This window comes from Aquicoccus porphyridii (assembly GCF_008369105.1).
GTDB lineage: Bacteria > Pseudomonadota > Alphaproteobacteria > Rhodobacterales > Rhodobacteraceae > Aquicoccus > Aquicoccus porphyridii.
Genome location: NZ_VINQ01000008.1, coordinates 1 through 15,964 on the forward strand (window position 1 = coordinate 1; position 15,964 = coordinate 15,964).

A 15,964-nucleotide genomic window follows, 5' to 3' on the forward strand; every position below is an offset into this window, starting at 1 on the left:
GGCCGGTCGGCGAGGGCGCGGGGGAAGCCCCGGGTGTCGGGCAGGGGCGTGCCGTTCCAGAGTTGCCGTGCGAAATGGCGCGGCACCGGGGTGTCGGGGCGGGGCAGGGCGAGAACGATGGTGATCTGCCGGTCGGCTCCGGCGGCGCGGGTCAGCGTCTGTGCCAGCGCGCGGGCAAAGGCGGCGTGGCGGGCCGCGGGCGTGGCCGGTTCGGGGGCGTCTGTCGGGATCGCGTAGAACCCGTCGGGCATGCTGTGCCCGAACATGTCGGGGCCGGACCAGTCGAAGATGTAGCTGTTCCAGGTGGCGAAGAGCACGACATGCGAAATGCCGGGTGCGCGGTCGAGCCAGTCGAGCACGCGGGCGTTGAAGGCGGGGCATTGCGTGGCGCGGGTCTGGCCGGTGTTGATCAAGCCGGCCACCGGCAGGCAGCTCGACAATGTCATCTGGCGCAGGCCGTGCCCGTGCTGCCCGAGCGCGTTGCCGAGCGGTTCGGCGAGCCGCGCGGCGTGGCTGTCGCCCCAGAGCAGCACGCCCGGTTCGGGATCGGCGCCGAAGGTGCAGCCGTCGTCGAGATCGGTGGTGGCGATCTCGTCGCGGGTGAAGATGCAGCTGCGATAGCTGGGCGCGATGCTGTCGGACCAGGCCAGCACCGCCTGCACATGCCCGGGCAGGCGCGCGGGGTAGCCCCTGGTCACGTGGCCGCCGATGACGATGACGCAGAGCGCGGCGGCCATGCCGCCCAGCGCCGCCTTGCGCGGCAGCGCGAGGCGCGCGCCCCGGCGGAAGGGTTGTTCGATGACCCGCCAGCTGAGTGCCGAGAGCGCGGTGAGCCCGGCCAGCACCACGATCAGCCCTGCCAGCGTGTCGGGCCAGCGGCCCGCCTGCTTGAGCAGGCTGAACACCGGTTGATGCCAGAGGTAGAGCGAATAGCTGATCAGCCCGACAAAGCGCATCGGTGCAAGCGAGAGCAACCGCGAGATGGCCAGGTCTTCGCGCCCCGCGGCGAGGATCAGCACCGTGCCGAGCACCGCGGGCAGGGTCCATGGCCCGGGCCAGGGCGCGGCGAGCGGGGTAAGGGCCATGCCGCCGACGATGAGCGCGAGACCCAGCGCCGCCAGCGGCGCCCGGGCGGCGCCGGGCAGGCGGTGACCGCGCAAGGCGAGATAGGCCACCAGCACACCGGCAAAGAGTTCCCAAGCGCGGGTGTGCAGCAGGTAGAACGCCTGCATCCGGTATTCGGCAGAGGTGGCGAGCGCCAGCCCGAGACTGAGCCCCACGAGTGCGACGAGGCAGGTCAGGATCATCGCGGGAGACCGGCGCCAGAGCAGCACCAGCAGGAGCGGCACGAGGAGGTAGAACTGTTCCTCGACGCCAAGGCTCCAGGTGTGGATCAGCGGGTCACTCAGCGCCTCGGGGTGGAAATAGTCGATCGTCTGGAAGAACCAGATATTCGACAATGACAGCAGCGCGGTGAAGGCGGCGCCGCCCATGTATCGGTAATCATGCGGCATCATCACGAACCAGCCCGCGATCATCGTGACCAGCAGCACGGTGACGAGCGCCGGGTAGATGCGGCGCAGGCGGCGCTTGTAGAAGCCGCCAAAGGTGAACTGTCCGTTGGCGAGATCCTCGAAGATGTGACCGCCGATCAGGTAGCCCGAGATGACGAAGAATACATCGACCCCGGCAAAGCCGCCGGGCAGGAGGCCGAGTCCGGCATGGTCGATCACCACGCCGAGAATGGCGATGGCGCGCAACCCGTCGATGTCGCTTCTGTAGGCGCGCGTCATGTCTGCCCTGTTCCTGCCCCGTCCACGCCAGGCCCGGATCGGGTTATAGCAGAGCGCGGGCCGGGTGCAATCGCGCTGCGCGCGGCCATGGCTTCGCACCTTGTCATGCTGCCTTGTTTGAGCTAGCCCATGCGCTCAGTTGCACCCGAACCCGCACCCATTCAGGATCTGACCGACATGCGCCTTTCGAGATATTTCCTTCCCGTGCTGAAAGAAAACCCCGCCGAGGCGCAGATTGTCAGCCACCGGCTGATGTTGCGCGCCGGGATGATCAAGCAATCGGCGGCGGGGATCTATTCGTGGTTGCCGCTGGGCTTCAAGGTGCTGCGCAAGATCGAGAATATCGTCCACGAGGAGCAGGCGCGCGCCGGGCATATCCCGATCCAGATGCCGATCCTGCAATCGGCCGACCTGTGGCGCGAGAGCGGGCGCTATGATGATTACGGCGAAGAGATGCTGCGCATGAAGGACCGGCACGGGCGTGACCTGCTTTACACGCCCACGGCCGAGGAACTGGTGACGGATATTTTCCGCGCCCATGTCGGCAGCTATCGCGACCTGCCGCTGACGCTCTACCAGATCCAGTGGAAGTTCCGCGACGAGATCCGCCCGCGTTTCGGCGTGATGCGGGGGCGCGAGTTTCTGATGAAGGACGGCTATAATTTCGACCTCACCAAGGAGGACGCGCTGCATGCCTATAACCGTCACCTGGTGAGCTATCTGCGCACCTATGAGCGGATGGGGTTGCAGGCGATCCCGATGCGGGCGGATTCGGGGCCGATCGGGGGCGACAACACGCATGAATTCCTCGTGCTGGCCGAAACGGGCGAGTCCGAGGTTTTCTATGACAGCGCGGTGACGGATATCCGCCTTGGGTCGCGCGAGATCGACTATGACAGCGTCGATGAGTGCCGCGCGGTGATGGAGGAATTTACCGCGCTTTACGCCCGCACCGACGAGACCCACGACAAGGCGAAATTCGCCGAGGTGCCCGAAGAGCGGCGCCGGGTGGCGCGCGGCATCGAGGTGGGGCAGATCTTCTATTTCGGGACCAAGTATTCCGAGCCGATGGGCGCCACCGTGCAGGGGCCGGATGGCAAGCCGGTGCCGGTGCATATGGGCAGCCATGGCATTGGCGTGAGCCGCCTGCTGGGCGCGATCATCGAGGCAAGCCACGACGAGCGTGGCATCATCTGGCCCGAGGGGGTCACGCCGTTCCATGCCGGGGTGGTCAACCTCAAGGTCGGCGATGCCGAGGCGGATGCAGCAAGCGAGGCGATCTGTGCCGCGATGGCGGCGGCGGGGCTTGAACCGCTTTATGACGATACCGACGAGCGGGCGGGGGCGAAATTCGCCACGCAGGACCTGATCGGTCTGCCCTGGCGGATCACCGTGGGGCCACGCGGCCTCAAGAACGGGGTGGTGGAGCTGACCAGCCGCCGGACCGGCGAGAGCGAGGAATTGCCGCCGGAAGAGGCGGTGAAGAAGCTGGCCCGTATCTATGAAGGGCACTTGGTGCGCGGGATTTGAGTGGCGCGGCGATCCGCCCTTGAGCGTCGGTGGTTGGTAGATGCCCCGTGACGGTCGGGGCGTGTCGTGCGAGTCCGGGCACAGGGTGTTGTGCGGGGACCGGATGACGGGTTTTCGAGTAAAGCCTTTCGGGGCGCGGTTCGGTCAGGTGCGCGTGACAGGATCGAGATTTGCGCGAAAACCGGAGAAATACTAGGCTCGCCAAATGACCGTAACCCTTTATGACCTCAGCGTGCCGACATTCCTGCAGACCACGCGGGCGGTTGGCGATGTCCTCGACAAGGCGCGCGCCCATTGTGCAGGGAAACGGGCCGACCCCGACGATTTCGTGAATGCGAGTCTTCATGACGACATGGCGCCCTTCCACTTCCAGATCGAGTGTGTCACGCACCATTCGGTGTCGGCGCTGGAGGCGGTCAGGACCGGTGTCTTCGATCCGCCGGCACTTGTCGGAGAGATGCCCTTTGCCGAATTGCGCGGCATGATTGCGCAGGCGGAGAAAACGCTGGCGGCGTATGATCGCGAAGAGGTGAACGGATGGTCGGGGAAAGATCTGGATCTTCGCATCGGGCCGCGAGACCTCGCCTTCACATCGGAGACCTTCCTGTTGTCGTTTGCGCTGCCCAACTTTTATTTCCATGCTGTCACCGCATACGACATCCTGCGGGTGCGGGGTGTTCCGATCGGGAAGCGCGATTACGAAGGCCGGCTGCGCACGCGGTAGACCCGGCGTTTCGACCGCCCTTGCGCTCCGGTTCCATGACATCCGTTGACACATGGCGCGGGCTTCCGGCGTGGGCAGCACCGGGTTCGCGCGGCTTTTCCAAACCGGGCGCGATCTGCTAGACTGCCGGAAAACAAGAGGCAGGGCAGATGTTTCTGAGGGTGCTCACTTTGGCCGGGGGGCTGACCGGGGCGGCGGGGTTGTCGCAGTTTCCCGAGTTTTCGCAACAATATGTCCAGCGTCTGGGTGGCGCGGTGGACGAGCTTTCGCGCTTTGTCGATGAGTTCGACGCGGATGCGGCGGGGCTGGGTCTGAGCCGTGCGGCGGCGCTGGCCGATCTGGAGGCGGGCGGCGCGATGGGGGCGGCGCGGGCCGACACGATGGGGCGCGTGATCGCCCGGCATGCGCGGCTCTCGGAGGATTTGCAGGTGTTGGAGGCGGCGGGGCCGTTCACGCGGTTGCACCGCGTCGGGCATCTGGGGGACGCCGAGATCGCCGCGAAGGTCTGGCAGGCGTATCGACCGGCACTGCCGCTGACCTTCGAGGGCGTGGTTTTCGCGGGTGCGGGGTTCCTTGGCGGCCTGGCGGCTGTCGGCGGGTTGGGCGGGATTGTGCGGCGCCTTGCGGGGCGGCGGAAAGCGGCAAGTGCGGCGCGGGCCGCTTGACCTGATCCGCACCGCGGCGCAGATTGCGCGCAACCAGATCCCGGGAGCAGACATGGCAGGCACCACCCCCCCTTTTGCGCGGTTCGAGTTCATGATTGCGTGGCGATACCTGCGGGCGCGACGCGCCGAGGGCGGGGTCAGCGTGATGACGTGGATCAGCCTGATCGGGATCACGCTGGCGGTGATGGCGCTGATCGCGACGCTGGCGGTGCGCTCGGGCTTTCGCGCCGAATTCGTCGATACCATTCTGGGCGCCAACGCCCATGTGACGATCTATAACGCGGCGCAGGTCGACGGGGCCGGGCGGATCGACCGGAGCATCGCGAATTACGAGGACATGGCCGAGCGGGTGCGCGCGGTGCCGGGGGTGATCCGGGCCGCGCCGCTGATCAAGGGGCAGGTGATGGCCAGCGCGGGCGGGCGCAATGCGGGGGTCGAGGTGTTCGGGATCAGTGCCGGGAACCTTGAAACCATCCCGCGCATCGTCGATCCGCAGGAGGCGGAGGGCGATATCGCGCTGTTCGGTGGTGACGCGGCCATCGCCATCGGCTCGGGCGTGGCGCGCGAGTTGGGCGTGGTGGCGGGCGATCGGATCAAGATCATTTCGCCCGACGGGGTCAAGACCGCCTTTGGCACCAGCCCGCGGGTCAAAGCCTATGAGGTGGTTTATGTGTTCACCGCCGGGCGTTACGACATCGACCGCACCCGGGTCTACATGCCGTTTGACGAGGCGCAGTCGTATTTCAACCGCGAGGGTGTGGCCGATGAACTCGAGGTCATGGTGCGCGAGCCCGAGCGGATCGACGCGATGAGCGTGGCGCTTCTGGAGGCGGCGGGTGAGCGGGCGTTGCTGTGGACGTGGCGCGATGCGAGCGGGTCGTTCCTGCGCGCGCTTGATATCGAGGATAACGTGATGTTCGTGATCCTGTCGATCCTTGTGCTGATCGCGGCGATGAACATCACCAGCGGGTTGATCATGCTGGTCAAGAACAAGGGGCGCGATATCGGTATCCTGCGCACCATGGGGTTGACCGAGGGGGCGGTTCTCCGGGTGTTTTTCCTCTGTGGCGCCTTTACCGGCATTATCGGCACGGCGATGGGTGTGCTTCTGGGCTGCCTGTTCGCGATCTATATCGACCCGATCTTTGGCATCGTGAACGCGCTGTCGGGTGGGGGTGTGTGGGACCCGTCGGTGCGCGGGATCTCGTTCCTGCCCGCGAAACTGCAACTGGGCGACGTGCTGAGCGCGGTGGGGTTGAGCCTTGGGCTGTCGTTCATCGTGACGATCTTTCCGGCGCGGCGGGCGGCGCGGATGAACCCGGTGGAGGCGTTGCGCTATGAGTGATGTGGTGCTGGAGCTGCAAGGGGTCGAGAAGACCTATAACCGGGGGCGGCCCAATGCGGTCGAGGTGTTGTCGGGTGCCGATCTGGCGGTGCGCGCGGGCGAGATGGTGGCGCTGGTGGCGCCGTCGGGGGCGGGCAAATCGACGCTCTTGCATATTGCCGGGCTTCTCGACGTGGCCGATGCGGGGTCGGTGCGGATCGGCGGGCGCGAGATGGTGGGCCTGTCGGATCGGCGGCGCACGGCGGTGCGGCGCCGGGAGGTCGGGTTCGTCTACCAGTTTCATCACCTCTTGCCCGAGTTCAGTGCGCTGGAAAACGTGATGCTGCCGCAACTGGCCAATGGCACCGGGCGGGCCAATGCGATGACCCGGGCCGGTGATCTGTTGTCGCGGGTGGGGGTGGGCGCGCGCGCCGATCATCGGCCGGCGGCGATGTCGGGGGGCGAGCAGCAACGGGTGGCGTTTTGCCGGGCGCTGGCGAACGAGCCGCGCCTGCTTCTGGCGGACGAGCCGACCGGCAATCTTGACCCGGCGACGTCGGACAGGGTGTTCGAGACGTTGATCGAACTGGCCCGCGATACCGGGCTTTCGGCGGTGATCGCGACGCATAACATGGCGCTGGCGGCGCGGATGGACCGGGTGCTGCGGCTTGAGAACGGGGGGCTTGTGGCGGCGTGAGCCGGGGTCGGGGCGTCAGACCTGCTGGGTCAGCCAGACGCCCGCCGCCATCAGAGCGATCCCGCCCGCCCGGGCCAGCGACAGCGGGCTGAGCTGTGCGCCGAAGAGGCCGAAATGGTCGATCGCGGCGGCGCTGATCAACTGGCCCAGGAGCACGAAGAACACCGCGTTGCCGACCCCGAAGCGTGGCGCGACGAAGGTGATCGAGAGAATGTAGAAGGCGACCAGGAGCCCGGCCAGAAACAGGTGCCGGGGCGCCTGCGGGGCCTTGAGGATCGGGGCGGGGCCGGTCAGGAACAGCACGACAATCCCGGCGCAGAGTGCCACCACGAAGAGGATCACCCCGGCGGCGAAGGGGCTTCCCAGGCGCTGGCCCAGCTGGGCGTTGAGCGCGGCCAGAACGGGAATGCCGATCCCGGCGGCGAGCATCACGGCGGCGTAGGCGGACGTAGGGGTCATGGGCGGGTTCCTGATCACGGCACGAAGAACGTGGCGGTGGCGGTGGCCACGGGTTTTTCCGAAGGCTCGGCGATCAACGTGGCGCGGGTGAAGATCAGCGCCTTTCCGGCGCGCACCACCTCGGCCTCGCAGCGGATCGCGTCGCCTGTGGCGGGGCGCAGGAACTGGGTGTCGAGCGTGGTGGTGGCGACCGGGTGAAACCGGTTCATGTGCCCGATACAGGCGAACACCATCGCGGTGTCGGCCATCGCCGCCAGCGACTGCCCACAGACGATGCCGCCCACCCGTTCGAGATGTTCGGCTACCGGCATGGTGAGCGTGGCGCCGGTGGGCCCGATCTCGGTGATGCTGAGATCAAGGGCCTGGACCCATGGCGCAAAGCCCTCTTTCAGAAGCGCCTGCGCGGCGTCGGTCGTTACGGTCATGGTATGTGGCTCCGTCCCTGCCTCGTGTTTCGGCTGCGTTGTTCGGCGCATCCGCTTTGGCGCGGAGTTTGGCACGGCTCTTGGCGGTGTTCCAGCCCTGACAGGGATGAAACGCAGATCGCTTGCGACATGATCCGTGTCAAAGTCGCGCCCGTGTCACGTGATAGGATGGTCGGTGACGGGGCCGGATACATTATCGGAGGATCGACCGGTGCGGACATCAGGGATTTCAAGGCAGGCCGGGGCGCTGGCCCTGTGCGTGGCCATGCTCGGCACCGTGGCGGCGGGGCAGGATGCCGCCGAGGGAGGGCTGCTTTACGAGCGTCATTGCGCCACCTGTCACGGGGTGAGCGGCGAAGGGAGGGGGCCGATGGCGGGGGTTCTGGTGATCCAGCCCACCGACCTCACCACCCTTGCGGCGCGCGCGGGCGGTGCTTTCCCGGTCTTGCGGGTGATCCGGCGGATTGACGGGCGTGACCCGCTGGTCGCCCACGGAAGCCCGATGCCGGTCTATGGCGATTTCTTCGAAGGCGATGATACCACGCTTGAAACGGTGAGCGGGCAGAGGGTCATGACCAGTCGTGCGATTGCCGATCTGGTGAGTTTCTTGCAAACTATGCAAACGGTGCAGGAATAGCGGCCGGACGGGCCGGGAAAGGACGATATGCGGGCGACGTTTAGGATGATTTCAGTGGCCGGGCTGGCCGGGCTCCTGGTGGCTTGTGCCGCTCAGGAGATGCCCGAAGCGTCAGAAGGTGCCGCGCTTTATGTCGAGAATTGCGCGATGTGCCACGGGGCGGCCGGGCGTGGGAACGGTGAATTGGCGCGCGAGATCCGCGCGGAGAGCGGGCGCGCGCCCGTCGATCTGACGATGATCGCGCGGTCCAACGGGGGCGATTTCCCGCGTGCACAGGTTCTTTCTTACATCGACGGATACACGCGCGGGCGGCTACCGGGGCAGGACATGCCCGAGTTCGGCCTGCTTCTGGAGGGGCCGACCGTTCCGCTGGATACGGGCGACGGGGTTCTGTCGCCGGTGCCGCGCCCGCTGGCGGCATTGATGGTCTACCTGGAGAGCATCCAGCGCTGAAGGCCGGAACGGCGGGCACGCTTTGATGGTCCAGATTTGAGTATTTTTTCCAAGAAAGAGCGGGGGTGGGTATGTTGGCCCCGCTCTCTTTCTTGGTCCAAATACTCATTTGTCTGGCAGTGGCACCTGCGCGGTCAGTCGGCGGTGAGTGCCCGGGCGGCGGCCATGGCCGAACTCCATGCCCATTGGAAATTGTAGCCGCCGAGCCATCCGGTGACATCCACGCATTCGCCGATGAAATAGAGACCGGGCACGGTTTTCGACATCATGCTTTGCGGGGAGATCCCGTCGGTTGCGACGCCGCCGGCCGTCACCTCGGCGGTGCGCCAGCCTTCGGTGCCCGAGGGGGTCAGGCGCCAATGGTGGAGCGTCTCGCAAAGCGGGCGCAGGCGGCTGTCGGGTTGATCGGCGAGATTGCCGTTGAGGTGCAGGGTGTCGGCGAGATACTGGGCGAGCCGTGCGGGCAGATGCGCCGCCAGCGCGGTGCCGATCTGTTTGCGCCCCGCGGTTTGACGTTCGGTGCGCAGGAGGTTGAAAAGATCGGCGCCGGGGGCGAGGTCGATGGTGATGGGTTGGCCCTCGGCCCAGAAGCTGGAGATTTGCAGGATCGCGGGGCCGGAGAGGCCGCGATGGGTGAACAGCATCGCCTCGTCAAAGCCGTGCCCGCCCGCATCGGCGCGCACCGGCAGCGACACGCCTGCGAGCGATGCAAAGCGGCCGTCGGGGAAGGTGAACGGCACCAGCGCGGGGCGGGGTGGCACCAGCGCATGGCCGAACTGGCGCGCGATGTCATAGGCCAGCCCGCTCGCGCCCATTTTCGGGATCGACTTGCCCCCCGTCGCCACCACGAGACGGCGCGCGGTGACGATTTCGCGGCGGCCCTGCGTTTCGAGCGTGGCGTGAAAGTGGGTGCCGTCATGGCAAAGGTCGACGAGCGCGGTTTCGAGCCGAAGCTCGGCCCCGGCCCGTGCCATGAGGCCGCGCAGGAGATCGACGAGCCCGGTCGCCTTGTCATCGAGAAAGAGCTGGCCCAGCGTTTTCTCGTGCCATGCGAGCCCGTGTTCGGAGATCAGCGAGATGAACTCCCAGTGGGTATAGCGGGCCAGCGCGGATTTGGCGAAATGCGGGTTGGTGCCGTGGAACTGTGCCGGGCCGCAATCGAGATTGGTGAAATTGCAGCGCCCGCCGCCGGAGATGCGGATCTTTTCGCCGGGCGCGCGGGCATGGTCGATCACCAGCGTGCCCGGCCCGGCATGGGCGGCGCACATCATGCCGGCGGCGCCGGCCCCGAGGATGAGGGTTTCGACTTGCATGCGCGCGCCATGCCCGATGCGGGTGCGCGGGGCAAGAGGGGGCGACCCTGCGCCTGCCGCGAATCGTATGCTTCCCAAGGGCGAATCGCCGTGCTAAACTTGTTTGACAGACCCCGGTGAAGGGGCGGCCCGGAAACGGGACAAGAGGCAGAGTTGGCGGTGTTTTATCCATGACGGAAATGGTCTATGGCGCGGTGCCCGCGCGATCGGGCGATCCGATATTGCCCAGATGGTGGCGGACGGTGGACAAGTGGAGCCTGTCCTGCATCCTGATGCTGTTTGGCATCGGGCTTTTGCTGGCGCTGGCGGCAAGCGTGCCCCTGGCCGAAAAGAACGGGTTCGGGGCGTTCCATTACGTCACCCGGCAGGCGATTTTCGGCGTTGTGGCGCTGATCGTGATGCTAATCACGTCGATGTTGCCCCCCGATATGGTGCGTCGCCTTGCCGTGCTGGGGTTCCTGGTGGCGTTCGTGGCGCTGATGGGGTTGCCGTTTTTCGGCACCGATTTCGGCAAGGGCGCGGTGCGGTGGTATTCGCTGGGATTTGCCAGTATCCAGCCGAGCGAGTTTCTCAAGCCCGGTTTCGTGGTCGTCGCGGCATGGATGATGGCCGCGAGCCAGGAAATCAACGGCCCGCCGGGCAAGAGCCTGTCGCTCATCCTGGCCGGGGTGATCGTGATCTTTCTGGCGCTACAGCCCGATTTCGGGCAGGCGGCGCTGATCTTGTTCGGATGGGGCGTGGTCTATTTCGTGGCCGGGGCGCCGATGGTCATTCTCCTGGCGCTGGCCGGTCTCGTGGTGCTGGGCGGGTCGTTCGCCTATAACGCCTCCGAGCATTTCGCGCGTCGGATCGACGGGTTTCTCAATCCCGAACTGGACCCGCGCACACAGCTTGGCTTTGCGTTCAACGCGATCCGCGAGGGCGGTCTGTTCGGGGTCGGCGTGGGCGAAGGGCAGGTCAAGTGGTCGTTGCCCGATGCGCATACCGATTTCATCATCGCCGTGGCCGCCGAGGAATACGGGCTGGTGCTTGTCCTCGTGATCATCACGCTTTATGCCAGCGTCGTTTTGCGGTCGCTCTGGCGGCTGGTGCGTGAGCGTGACCCGTTCATCCGGCTGGCGGGAACGGGGCTTGCCGCGATGTTCGGAGTTCAGGCGATGATCAACATGGGTGTGGCGGTGCGGCTTTTGCCGGCCAAGGGGATGACATTGCCCTTCGTGAGCTATGGTGGGTCTTCGCTGATCGCGGGGGGCATTGCGGTGGGGATGTTGCTGGCCCTGACGCGGAGCCGTCCGCAGGGCGGAATTGACGAGATTTTTGGCCGCGCTGGGCGGTAGTAGGCCGAGAGGCGTGTCGGCGGTCGGCACAAGAGGATGACATGACGGAGCGGCAGAGACTTCTGGTCATCGCGGCGGGCGGTACGGGCGGGCACATGTTCCCGGCCCAGGCGCTGGCCGAGGTGATGCTGCGCAAGGGATGGCGGGTGAAACTGTCCACCGATGCGCGGGGTGCGCGCTATACTGGCGGGTTCCCGCATACGGTCGAGATCGAGCAGGTGGCGAGCGCCAGTTTCGTGCGCGGCGGGGTGCTGGCCAAGCTGGTGGCGCCGTTGCGCATCTTCGGTGGCACGCTGGCGGCGGCGTGGCGGATGTGGCGCGACCGGCCCGACGTGGTGGTCGGCTTTGGCGGCTATCCCGCGATTCCGGCGATGGCGGCGGCCCGGGTGCTGCGGCTGCCGCGGATGATCCATGAGCAGAACGGCGTGCTGGGCCGGGTGAACCGCGTCTTTTCGCGGCGGGTCGACCGGGTCGCCTGTGGCACATGGCCCGCGGACCTGCCCGAGGGCGTCGCGGGCGTGCATACCGGCAACCCGGTGCGCGCCGCGGTGCAGGAGCGCGCCGGCGCGCCCTATATCCCGCCCGGCGATTACCCGATGTCGATCCTGGTGATCGGCGGTAGCCAGGGCGCGCGGGTTCTGAGCGATATCGTGCCGCCCGCGATTGCGGCGCTGCCGATGGATGTGCTGCGCAATATCCGGGTGAGCCACCAGGCGCGCGACGAGGACGGCGCGCGGGTGGCGCAATTTTACGCCGAAAACGGGGTCGACGCGGATGTGCAGCCATTTTTCCGCGACGTGCCGCGACGGATGAGCGAGGCACAACTTGTCATTTCGCGCGCAGGCGCGTCGAGCGTGGCCGATATCAGCGTGATCGGGCGACCGTCGATCCTCATTCCCTATCCGCATGCGACGGGCGATCACCAGAGCGCGAATGCGCGCGGGCTGACCGAGGCGGGTGGTGCGATCGTGATCCCTGAGAGCCGGGCGACGGTCGAGATCATGGCAGAGCAGATCGCAAGCATCCTGACCCAGCCCGACGGTGCGGTGAAGATGGCCCATGCGGCCCTGTCGGTGGGCAAGCCCGAGGCGACGGAAGAGCTTGTGGCGCTGGTCGAGGAACTGGCGGGCTAGGGCGCGGGCGACGGTGGGTTGGCCCCACCAAGGGATGAGCAGGAAAGGTTCGATATGAGTGCAGCGGCGACCAAACTTCCCGGGGATGTGGGGATGATCCATTTCGTGGGGATCGGCGGGATCGGCATGTCGGGCATTGCCGAGGTCCTGATCAACCATGGCTATGCCGTGCAGGGGTCCGACCTGAAACGAAGCAAGATCACCACGCGGCTGGAAGGGATGGGCGCGCGGGTCTTCGAGGGTCAGCGGGCCGAGAACCTGGAAGGCGCCGAAGTGGTGGTGATCTCGTCCGCGATCAAGCCGGGCAATCCCGAACTCGACGAGGCGCGCAGGCGGGGCCTGCCGGTGGTGCGCCGGGCCGAGATGCTGGCCGAACTCATGCGGCTCAAATCCAATGTCGCGGTGGCGGGCACCCATGGCAAGACCACCACGACGACGATGGTGGCGGCGCTGCTGGATGCGGGGCGGTTCGATCCCACGGTGATCAATGGCGGCATCATCCATGCCTATGGCAGCAATGCCCGCGTCGGGCAGGGCGAATGGATGGTGGTTGAGGCGGATGAGAGCGACGGCACCTTCAACCGTCTGCCAGCCACGATTGCGATCGTCACCAATATCGACCCCGAGCATATGGAGCATTGGGGCACCGAGGAGAACCTGCACCGGGGATTTTACGATTTCGTCAGCAACATCCCGTTCTACGGGCTGGCGGTGTGCTGCACCGATGATGCCGATGTGCAGGCGCTGGTGGGCAAGATCACCGACCGGCGGGTGGTGACATACGGGTTCAACGCGCAGGCCGATGTGCGGGCAGTGAACCTGCGCTATGACAAGGGTATCGCGCATTTCGACATCGCGTTTCAGGCCGAGGGGCGGGTGATTAAGGGCTGCACCCTGCCGATGCCGGGCGATCACAATGTCAGCAACGCGCTCGGCGCGGTGGCGGTGGCGCGTCATCTTGGCATGAAGCCCGACGAAATCCGCGAGGCGCTGGCCGGGTTCAAGGGGGTCGGGCGGCGCTTTACCCGCGTGGGCGAGGTGGGCGGCGTGACCATCATCGACGATTACGGCCACCACCCGACCGAGATCGCCGCCGTTCTCAAGGCCGCGCGGCAGGCCATCGGCACCGATCCGGGCGGCCGGATCATCGCGGTGCATCAGCCGCACAGGTATACCCGCCTGCACCACCATTTCGATGCGTTCTGTTCGGCGTTCAACGAGGCCGACATGGTGGCGATTGCCGAAGTCTATGCCGCTGGTGAGGCGCCAATCGAAGGGGCAAACCGGGAGGCATTGGTCGCGGGGCTGATTGCTCATGGCCATCGGCATGCATGCGGGATCGACGGTCTGGACGATCTGGTGCGGCTGGTGCGGGAGCAGGCACGGCCCGGCGACATGGTGGTCTGCCTCGGCGCGGGCACGATCAGCGGCTGGGCGAACGCCCTGCCTGAACGGCTTGGTGCCGGGGAATGAACGGGCGTCGGCCCCTGGCAGGTTGAGCGTGGTGACTCCCGGTAAATCTTGATTGAGTATATGAAGAAAGATGAAAGGGGAGTCCGGGATGTATCAGGTTTATCCGCTAAGGCCGTTGGCGCCGGGTTCATGGTCTGGGCGCACCCTATGCGATGATCCCCTGTCGGTGGGGCGGATCGGATGAGTGAGGCGTTGATCGCGGCAAGCCTTTGGGTGCTGGCCGCCACGATGGTGGCGTTTCTGCCGATGCGGCAGCAATATCGGCCGGGGCTCGTCCTGTTGATCGCGGCGCCGGGGGTGATTGCCTGGATCGGGGTTGCGCACGGGGCAGTGATGGCGGTTCTGGGCGCGGCGGCATTCGTGTCGATGTTTCGCAACCCGTTGCGATACCTGTGGCGTCGGGCAAGGGGCGCTGCGCCGGAATTGCCGTCGGAGCCGAACCGGGAGGGACCGAGGTGAACCTGTCGCTGATCGCGCTTTTCGTCTGGCTGGTGGTGGCGAACATGGCGGCGATGCTGCCTTCGAAGGACAACCACTGGCGGCGGGCCTATGGGCTGATGGCGACGGGGCTGCCGCTGCTCTTGTGGATCTTCTGGGAAAACCCGTGGTGGGTGGGTCTGCTGGCGCTGGTGGCGGGGCTGAGCGTGCTGCGCTGGCCGGTGATTTACCTGATGCGCTGGCTGCGGCGAAAGGTGGCGCGATGATCTATGCCATTCCGCTGCTGTTCCTGACCGGGGGCGTGATCCTTGGTGTGGTGCTGGCGCGGCACGCACGTTGGGGGGCGTTCTGGTCGGCGGTTGTGGCGGCGACGGTGCTGGCCGGGTGGCTTTTTCTTAGTGCGCAAGGCAAGACCGATGGGTGGGACGCGATTGCCACCTTCCTGCCCGCGCTGTTGTTGCTGGCGCCGATGGCGTTGGGGATGTTGCTGGGCGCCGCGGTGGTCCGCATGAGAGGCAGGTGAATGCGTGCCGGGTTTCGTGGGCGTGGGGCGTGGTGTATGTCGCCCGAAACGAAGAGAGCATTGATCCATGGCTGACATGCCCGAGGTGCGGGGAAAGCTGATCCCCGGCAAGAGGTTGAGCGAATTGACGTGGTTGCGCGTGGGCGGGCCGGCGGACTGGCTGTTCATGCCGGCGGATGCCGGGGATCTTGCCGGTTTTCTGGCGGCGCTTGATCGTGCGGTGCCGGTCTTTCCGATGGGGGTGGGCAGCAACCTCATTGTGCGCGACGGCGGTTTGCGTGCGGTGGTGATCCGCATGGGGCGCGGTTTCAACGGGATCGAGATCGAAGGGAACCGGGTGCGAGCGGGGGCGGCGGCGCTTGATGCGCATGTCGCGCGCAAGGCGGCGCAGGCGGGGATCGACCTGACCTTTCTGCGCACCATACCGGGCAGCATCGGCGGCGCGGTGCGGATGAATGCGGGCTGTTACGGCACCTATGTGGCGGATGTCCTGATCGAGGCCAAGGCGGTGACGCGGGCGGGCGAGGTGGTCACGCTGGGCGCGCAGGAGCTCAATTTTCGCTATCGCCAGAGCGATCTGCCCGAGGGCTGGGTGATCGTCGAGGCGGTCTTCGAGGGGCCGGAAGGTGTGCCCGAGACCCTGGAGGCGCGGATGCAGGAGCAGATCGCCAAGCGCGATGCCACCCAACCCGTGAAAGAGCGCAGCGCAGGCAGCACGTTCCGCAACCCGGCGGGCTTTTCATCGACCGGACAGGCGGATGACACGCACGAGATGAAGGCGTGGAAGGTGATTGACGCGGCCGGTATGCGCGGCGCGCGGCGCGGTGGGGCGCAAATGAGTGAAAAACACTCCAATTTCCTGATCAACACCGGGCAGGCAAGTGCGGCGGATCTCGAACAACTGGGCGAAGATGTGCGAAAAAAGGTTTACGATTCCAGCGGTATCACGCTAGAGTGGGAAATCATGAGGGTCGGCGAACCGGCTCCGGAACAAGGGTCGCGATAAAGACCGGCCCGTTCAGGCAGCAAGAGCGAAACAA

The 15,964-nt window shown here is 66.3% G+C and carries 18 protein-coding genes; 14 read left to right on the forward strand and 4 right to left on the reverse strand.

The features are described 5' to 3' along the window. Positions 1–1,793 (reverse strand): acyltransferase family protein (locus FLO80_RS11500; RefSeq protein WP_149187077.1); only part of this gene is annotated, 1,793 nt, incomplete at its 3' end. 177 nt (positions 1,794–1,970) lie between these two features. Between FLO80_RS11500 and proS the strand changes: the two genes are divergently transcribed. From proS to FLO80_RS11525, 5 genes are all read left to right on the forward strand, one after another. Continuing rightward, on the forward strand, positions 1,971–3,323 hold the full coding sequence (gene proS, locus FLO80_RS11505; RefSeq protein WP_111366869.1) for a proline--tRNA ligase: 1,353 nt from the start codon (positions 1,971–1,973) through the stop codon (positions 3,321–3,323). Between the two features lie 205 nt (positions 3,324–3,528). Next, the gene (locus FLO80_RS11510) at positions 3,529–4,047 is read left to right on the forward strand and encodes a DUF1993 domain-containing protein (protein WP_111366545.1); all 519 of its coding nucleotides are present in this window, start codon (positions 3,529–3,531) and stop codon (positions 4,045–4,047) included. 149 nt (positions 4,048–4,196) lie between these two features. Further along, the gene (locus FLO80_RS11515; protein ID WP_111366547.1) at positions 4,197–4,712 is read left to right on the forward strand and encodes a DUF2937 family protein; all 516 of its coding nucleotides are present in this window, start codon (positions 4,197–4,199) and stop codon (positions 4,710–4,712) included. 52 nt (positions 4,713–4,764) lie between these two features. Beyond that, the gene (locus tag FLO80_RS11520; RefSeq protein ID WP_111366871.1) at positions 4,765–6,057 is read left to right on the forward strand and encodes a lipoprotein-releasing ABC transporter permease subunit; all 1,293 of its coding nucleotides are present in this window, start codon (positions 4,765–4,767) and stop codon (positions 6,055–6,057) included. After that, positions 6,050–6,733, forward strand: coding sequence for an ABC transporter ATP-binding protein (locus FLO80_RS11525; RefSeq protein WP_111366549.1), 684 nt, complete (start codon positions 6,050–6,052; stop codon positions 6,731–6,733). Before FLO80_RS11520 ends, FLO80_RS11525 begins: the two co-directional genes overlap by 8 nt. A gap of 15 nt (positions 6,734–6,748) precedes the next feature. On the opposite strand, the gene FLO80_RS11530 is transcribed toward FLO80_RS11525, so the two are convergent. Further along, positions 6,749–7,192 carry a DMT family transporter gene (locus tag FLO80_RS11530; protein ID WP_111366551.1) on the reverse strand — a complete coding sequence of 148 codons (444 nt, stop codon included), beginning with the start codon at positions 7,190–7,192 and terminating at the stop codon, positions 6,749–6,751. A 14-nt stretch (positions 7,193–7,206) separates the two neighbouring features. Further along, entirely contained in the window at positions 7,207–7,617 is a 411-nt protein-coding gene (locus FLO80_RS11535) for a PaaI family thioesterase (RefSeq protein WP_111366553.1), read from the reverse strand. A 265-nt stretch (positions 7,618–7,882) separates the two neighbouring features. Between FLO80_RS11535 and FLO80_RS11540 the strand changes: the two genes are divergently transcribed. Further along, on the forward strand, positions 7,883–8,254 hold the full coding sequence (locus FLO80_RS11540) for a c-type cytochrome (RefSeq protein WP_111366555.1): 372 nt from the start codon (positions 7,883–7,885) through the stop codon (positions 8,252–8,254). Positions 8,255–8,281: 27 nt separating this feature from the next. Next, positions 8,282–8,707, forward strand: coding sequence for a c-type cytochrome (locus tag FLO80_RS11545; RefSeq protein WP_111366557.1), 426 nt, complete (start codon positions 8,282–8,284; stop codon positions 8,705–8,707). A gap of 134 nt (positions 8,708–8,841) precedes the next feature. Here the strand turns inward: FLO80_RS11545 and FLO80_RS11550 are convergent, their stop codons facing one another. Continuing rightward, positions 8,842–10,020 carry a BaiN/RdsA family NAD(P)/FAD-dependent oxidoreductase gene (locus FLO80_RS11550; protein WP_111366559.1) on the reverse strand — a complete coding sequence of 393 codons (1,179 nt, stop codon included), beginning with the start codon at positions 10,018–10,020 and terminating at the stop codon, positions 8,842–8,844. Between the two features lie 170 nt (positions 10,021–10,190). Here FLO80_RS11550 and ftsW point away from each other — a divergent pair, with 170 nt between their 5' ends. The 7 genes from ftsW to murB all read left to right on the forward strand — a co-directional run bounded on the left by ftsW (position 10,191) and on the right by murB (position 15,930). Beyond that, complete coding sequence (gene ftsW / locus FLO80_RS11555) at positions 10,191–11,357, forward strand: putative lipid II flippase FtsW (RefSeq protein WP_111366561.1); 1,167 nt, start codon at positions 10,191–10,193, stop codon at positions 11,355–11,357. A 41-nt stretch (positions 11,358–11,398) separates the two neighbouring features. Then, the gene (murG, locus tag FLO80_RS11560; RefSeq protein ID WP_111366563.1) at positions 11,399–12,490 is read left to right on the forward strand and encodes an undecaprenyldiphospho-muramoylpentapeptide beta-N-acetylglucosaminyltransferase; all 1,092 of its coding nucleotides are present in this window, start codon (positions 11,399–11,401) and stop codon (positions 12,488–12,490) included. A gap of 54 nt (positions 12,491–12,544) precedes the next feature. Next, a complete protein-coding gene (gene murC, locus FLO80_RS11565; protein WP_111366566.1) occupies positions 12,545–13,963 on the forward strand; it encodes a UDP-N-acetylmuramate--L-alanine ligase in 1,419 nt (472 codons plus the stop codon). Positions 13,964–14,143: 180 nt separating this feature from the next. Then, entirely contained in the window at positions 14,144–14,422 is a 279-nt protein-coding gene (locus FLO80_RS11570; RefSeq protein WP_111366569.1) for a DUF2484 family protein, read from the forward strand. Continuing rightward, positions 14,419–14,667, forward strand: a complete 249-nt coding sequence (locus FLO80_RS11575) for a DUF2484 family protein (protein ID WP_111366571.1) — start codon at positions 14,419–14,421, stop codon at positions 14,665–14,667. Before FLO80_RS11570 ends, FLO80_RS11575 begins: the two co-directional genes overlap by 4 nt. Beyond that, positions 14,664–14,924 (forward strand): hypothetical protein, encoded by a 261-nt coding sequence (locus FLO80_RS11580; protein WP_111366573.1) that lies wholly within the window; start codon positions 14,664–14,666, stop codon positions 14,922–14,924. The genes FLO80_RS11575 and FLO80_RS11580 overlap by 4 nt, the downstream gene beginning before the upstream one ends. Positions 14,925–14,991: 67 nt before the next feature. After that, entirely contained in the window at positions 14,992–15,930 is a 939-nt protein-coding gene (gene murB, locus FLO80_RS11585) for a UDP-N-acetylmuramate dehydrogenase (protein ID WP_111366575.1), read from the forward strand. Positions 15,931–15,964 lie beyond the last annotated feature (34 nt).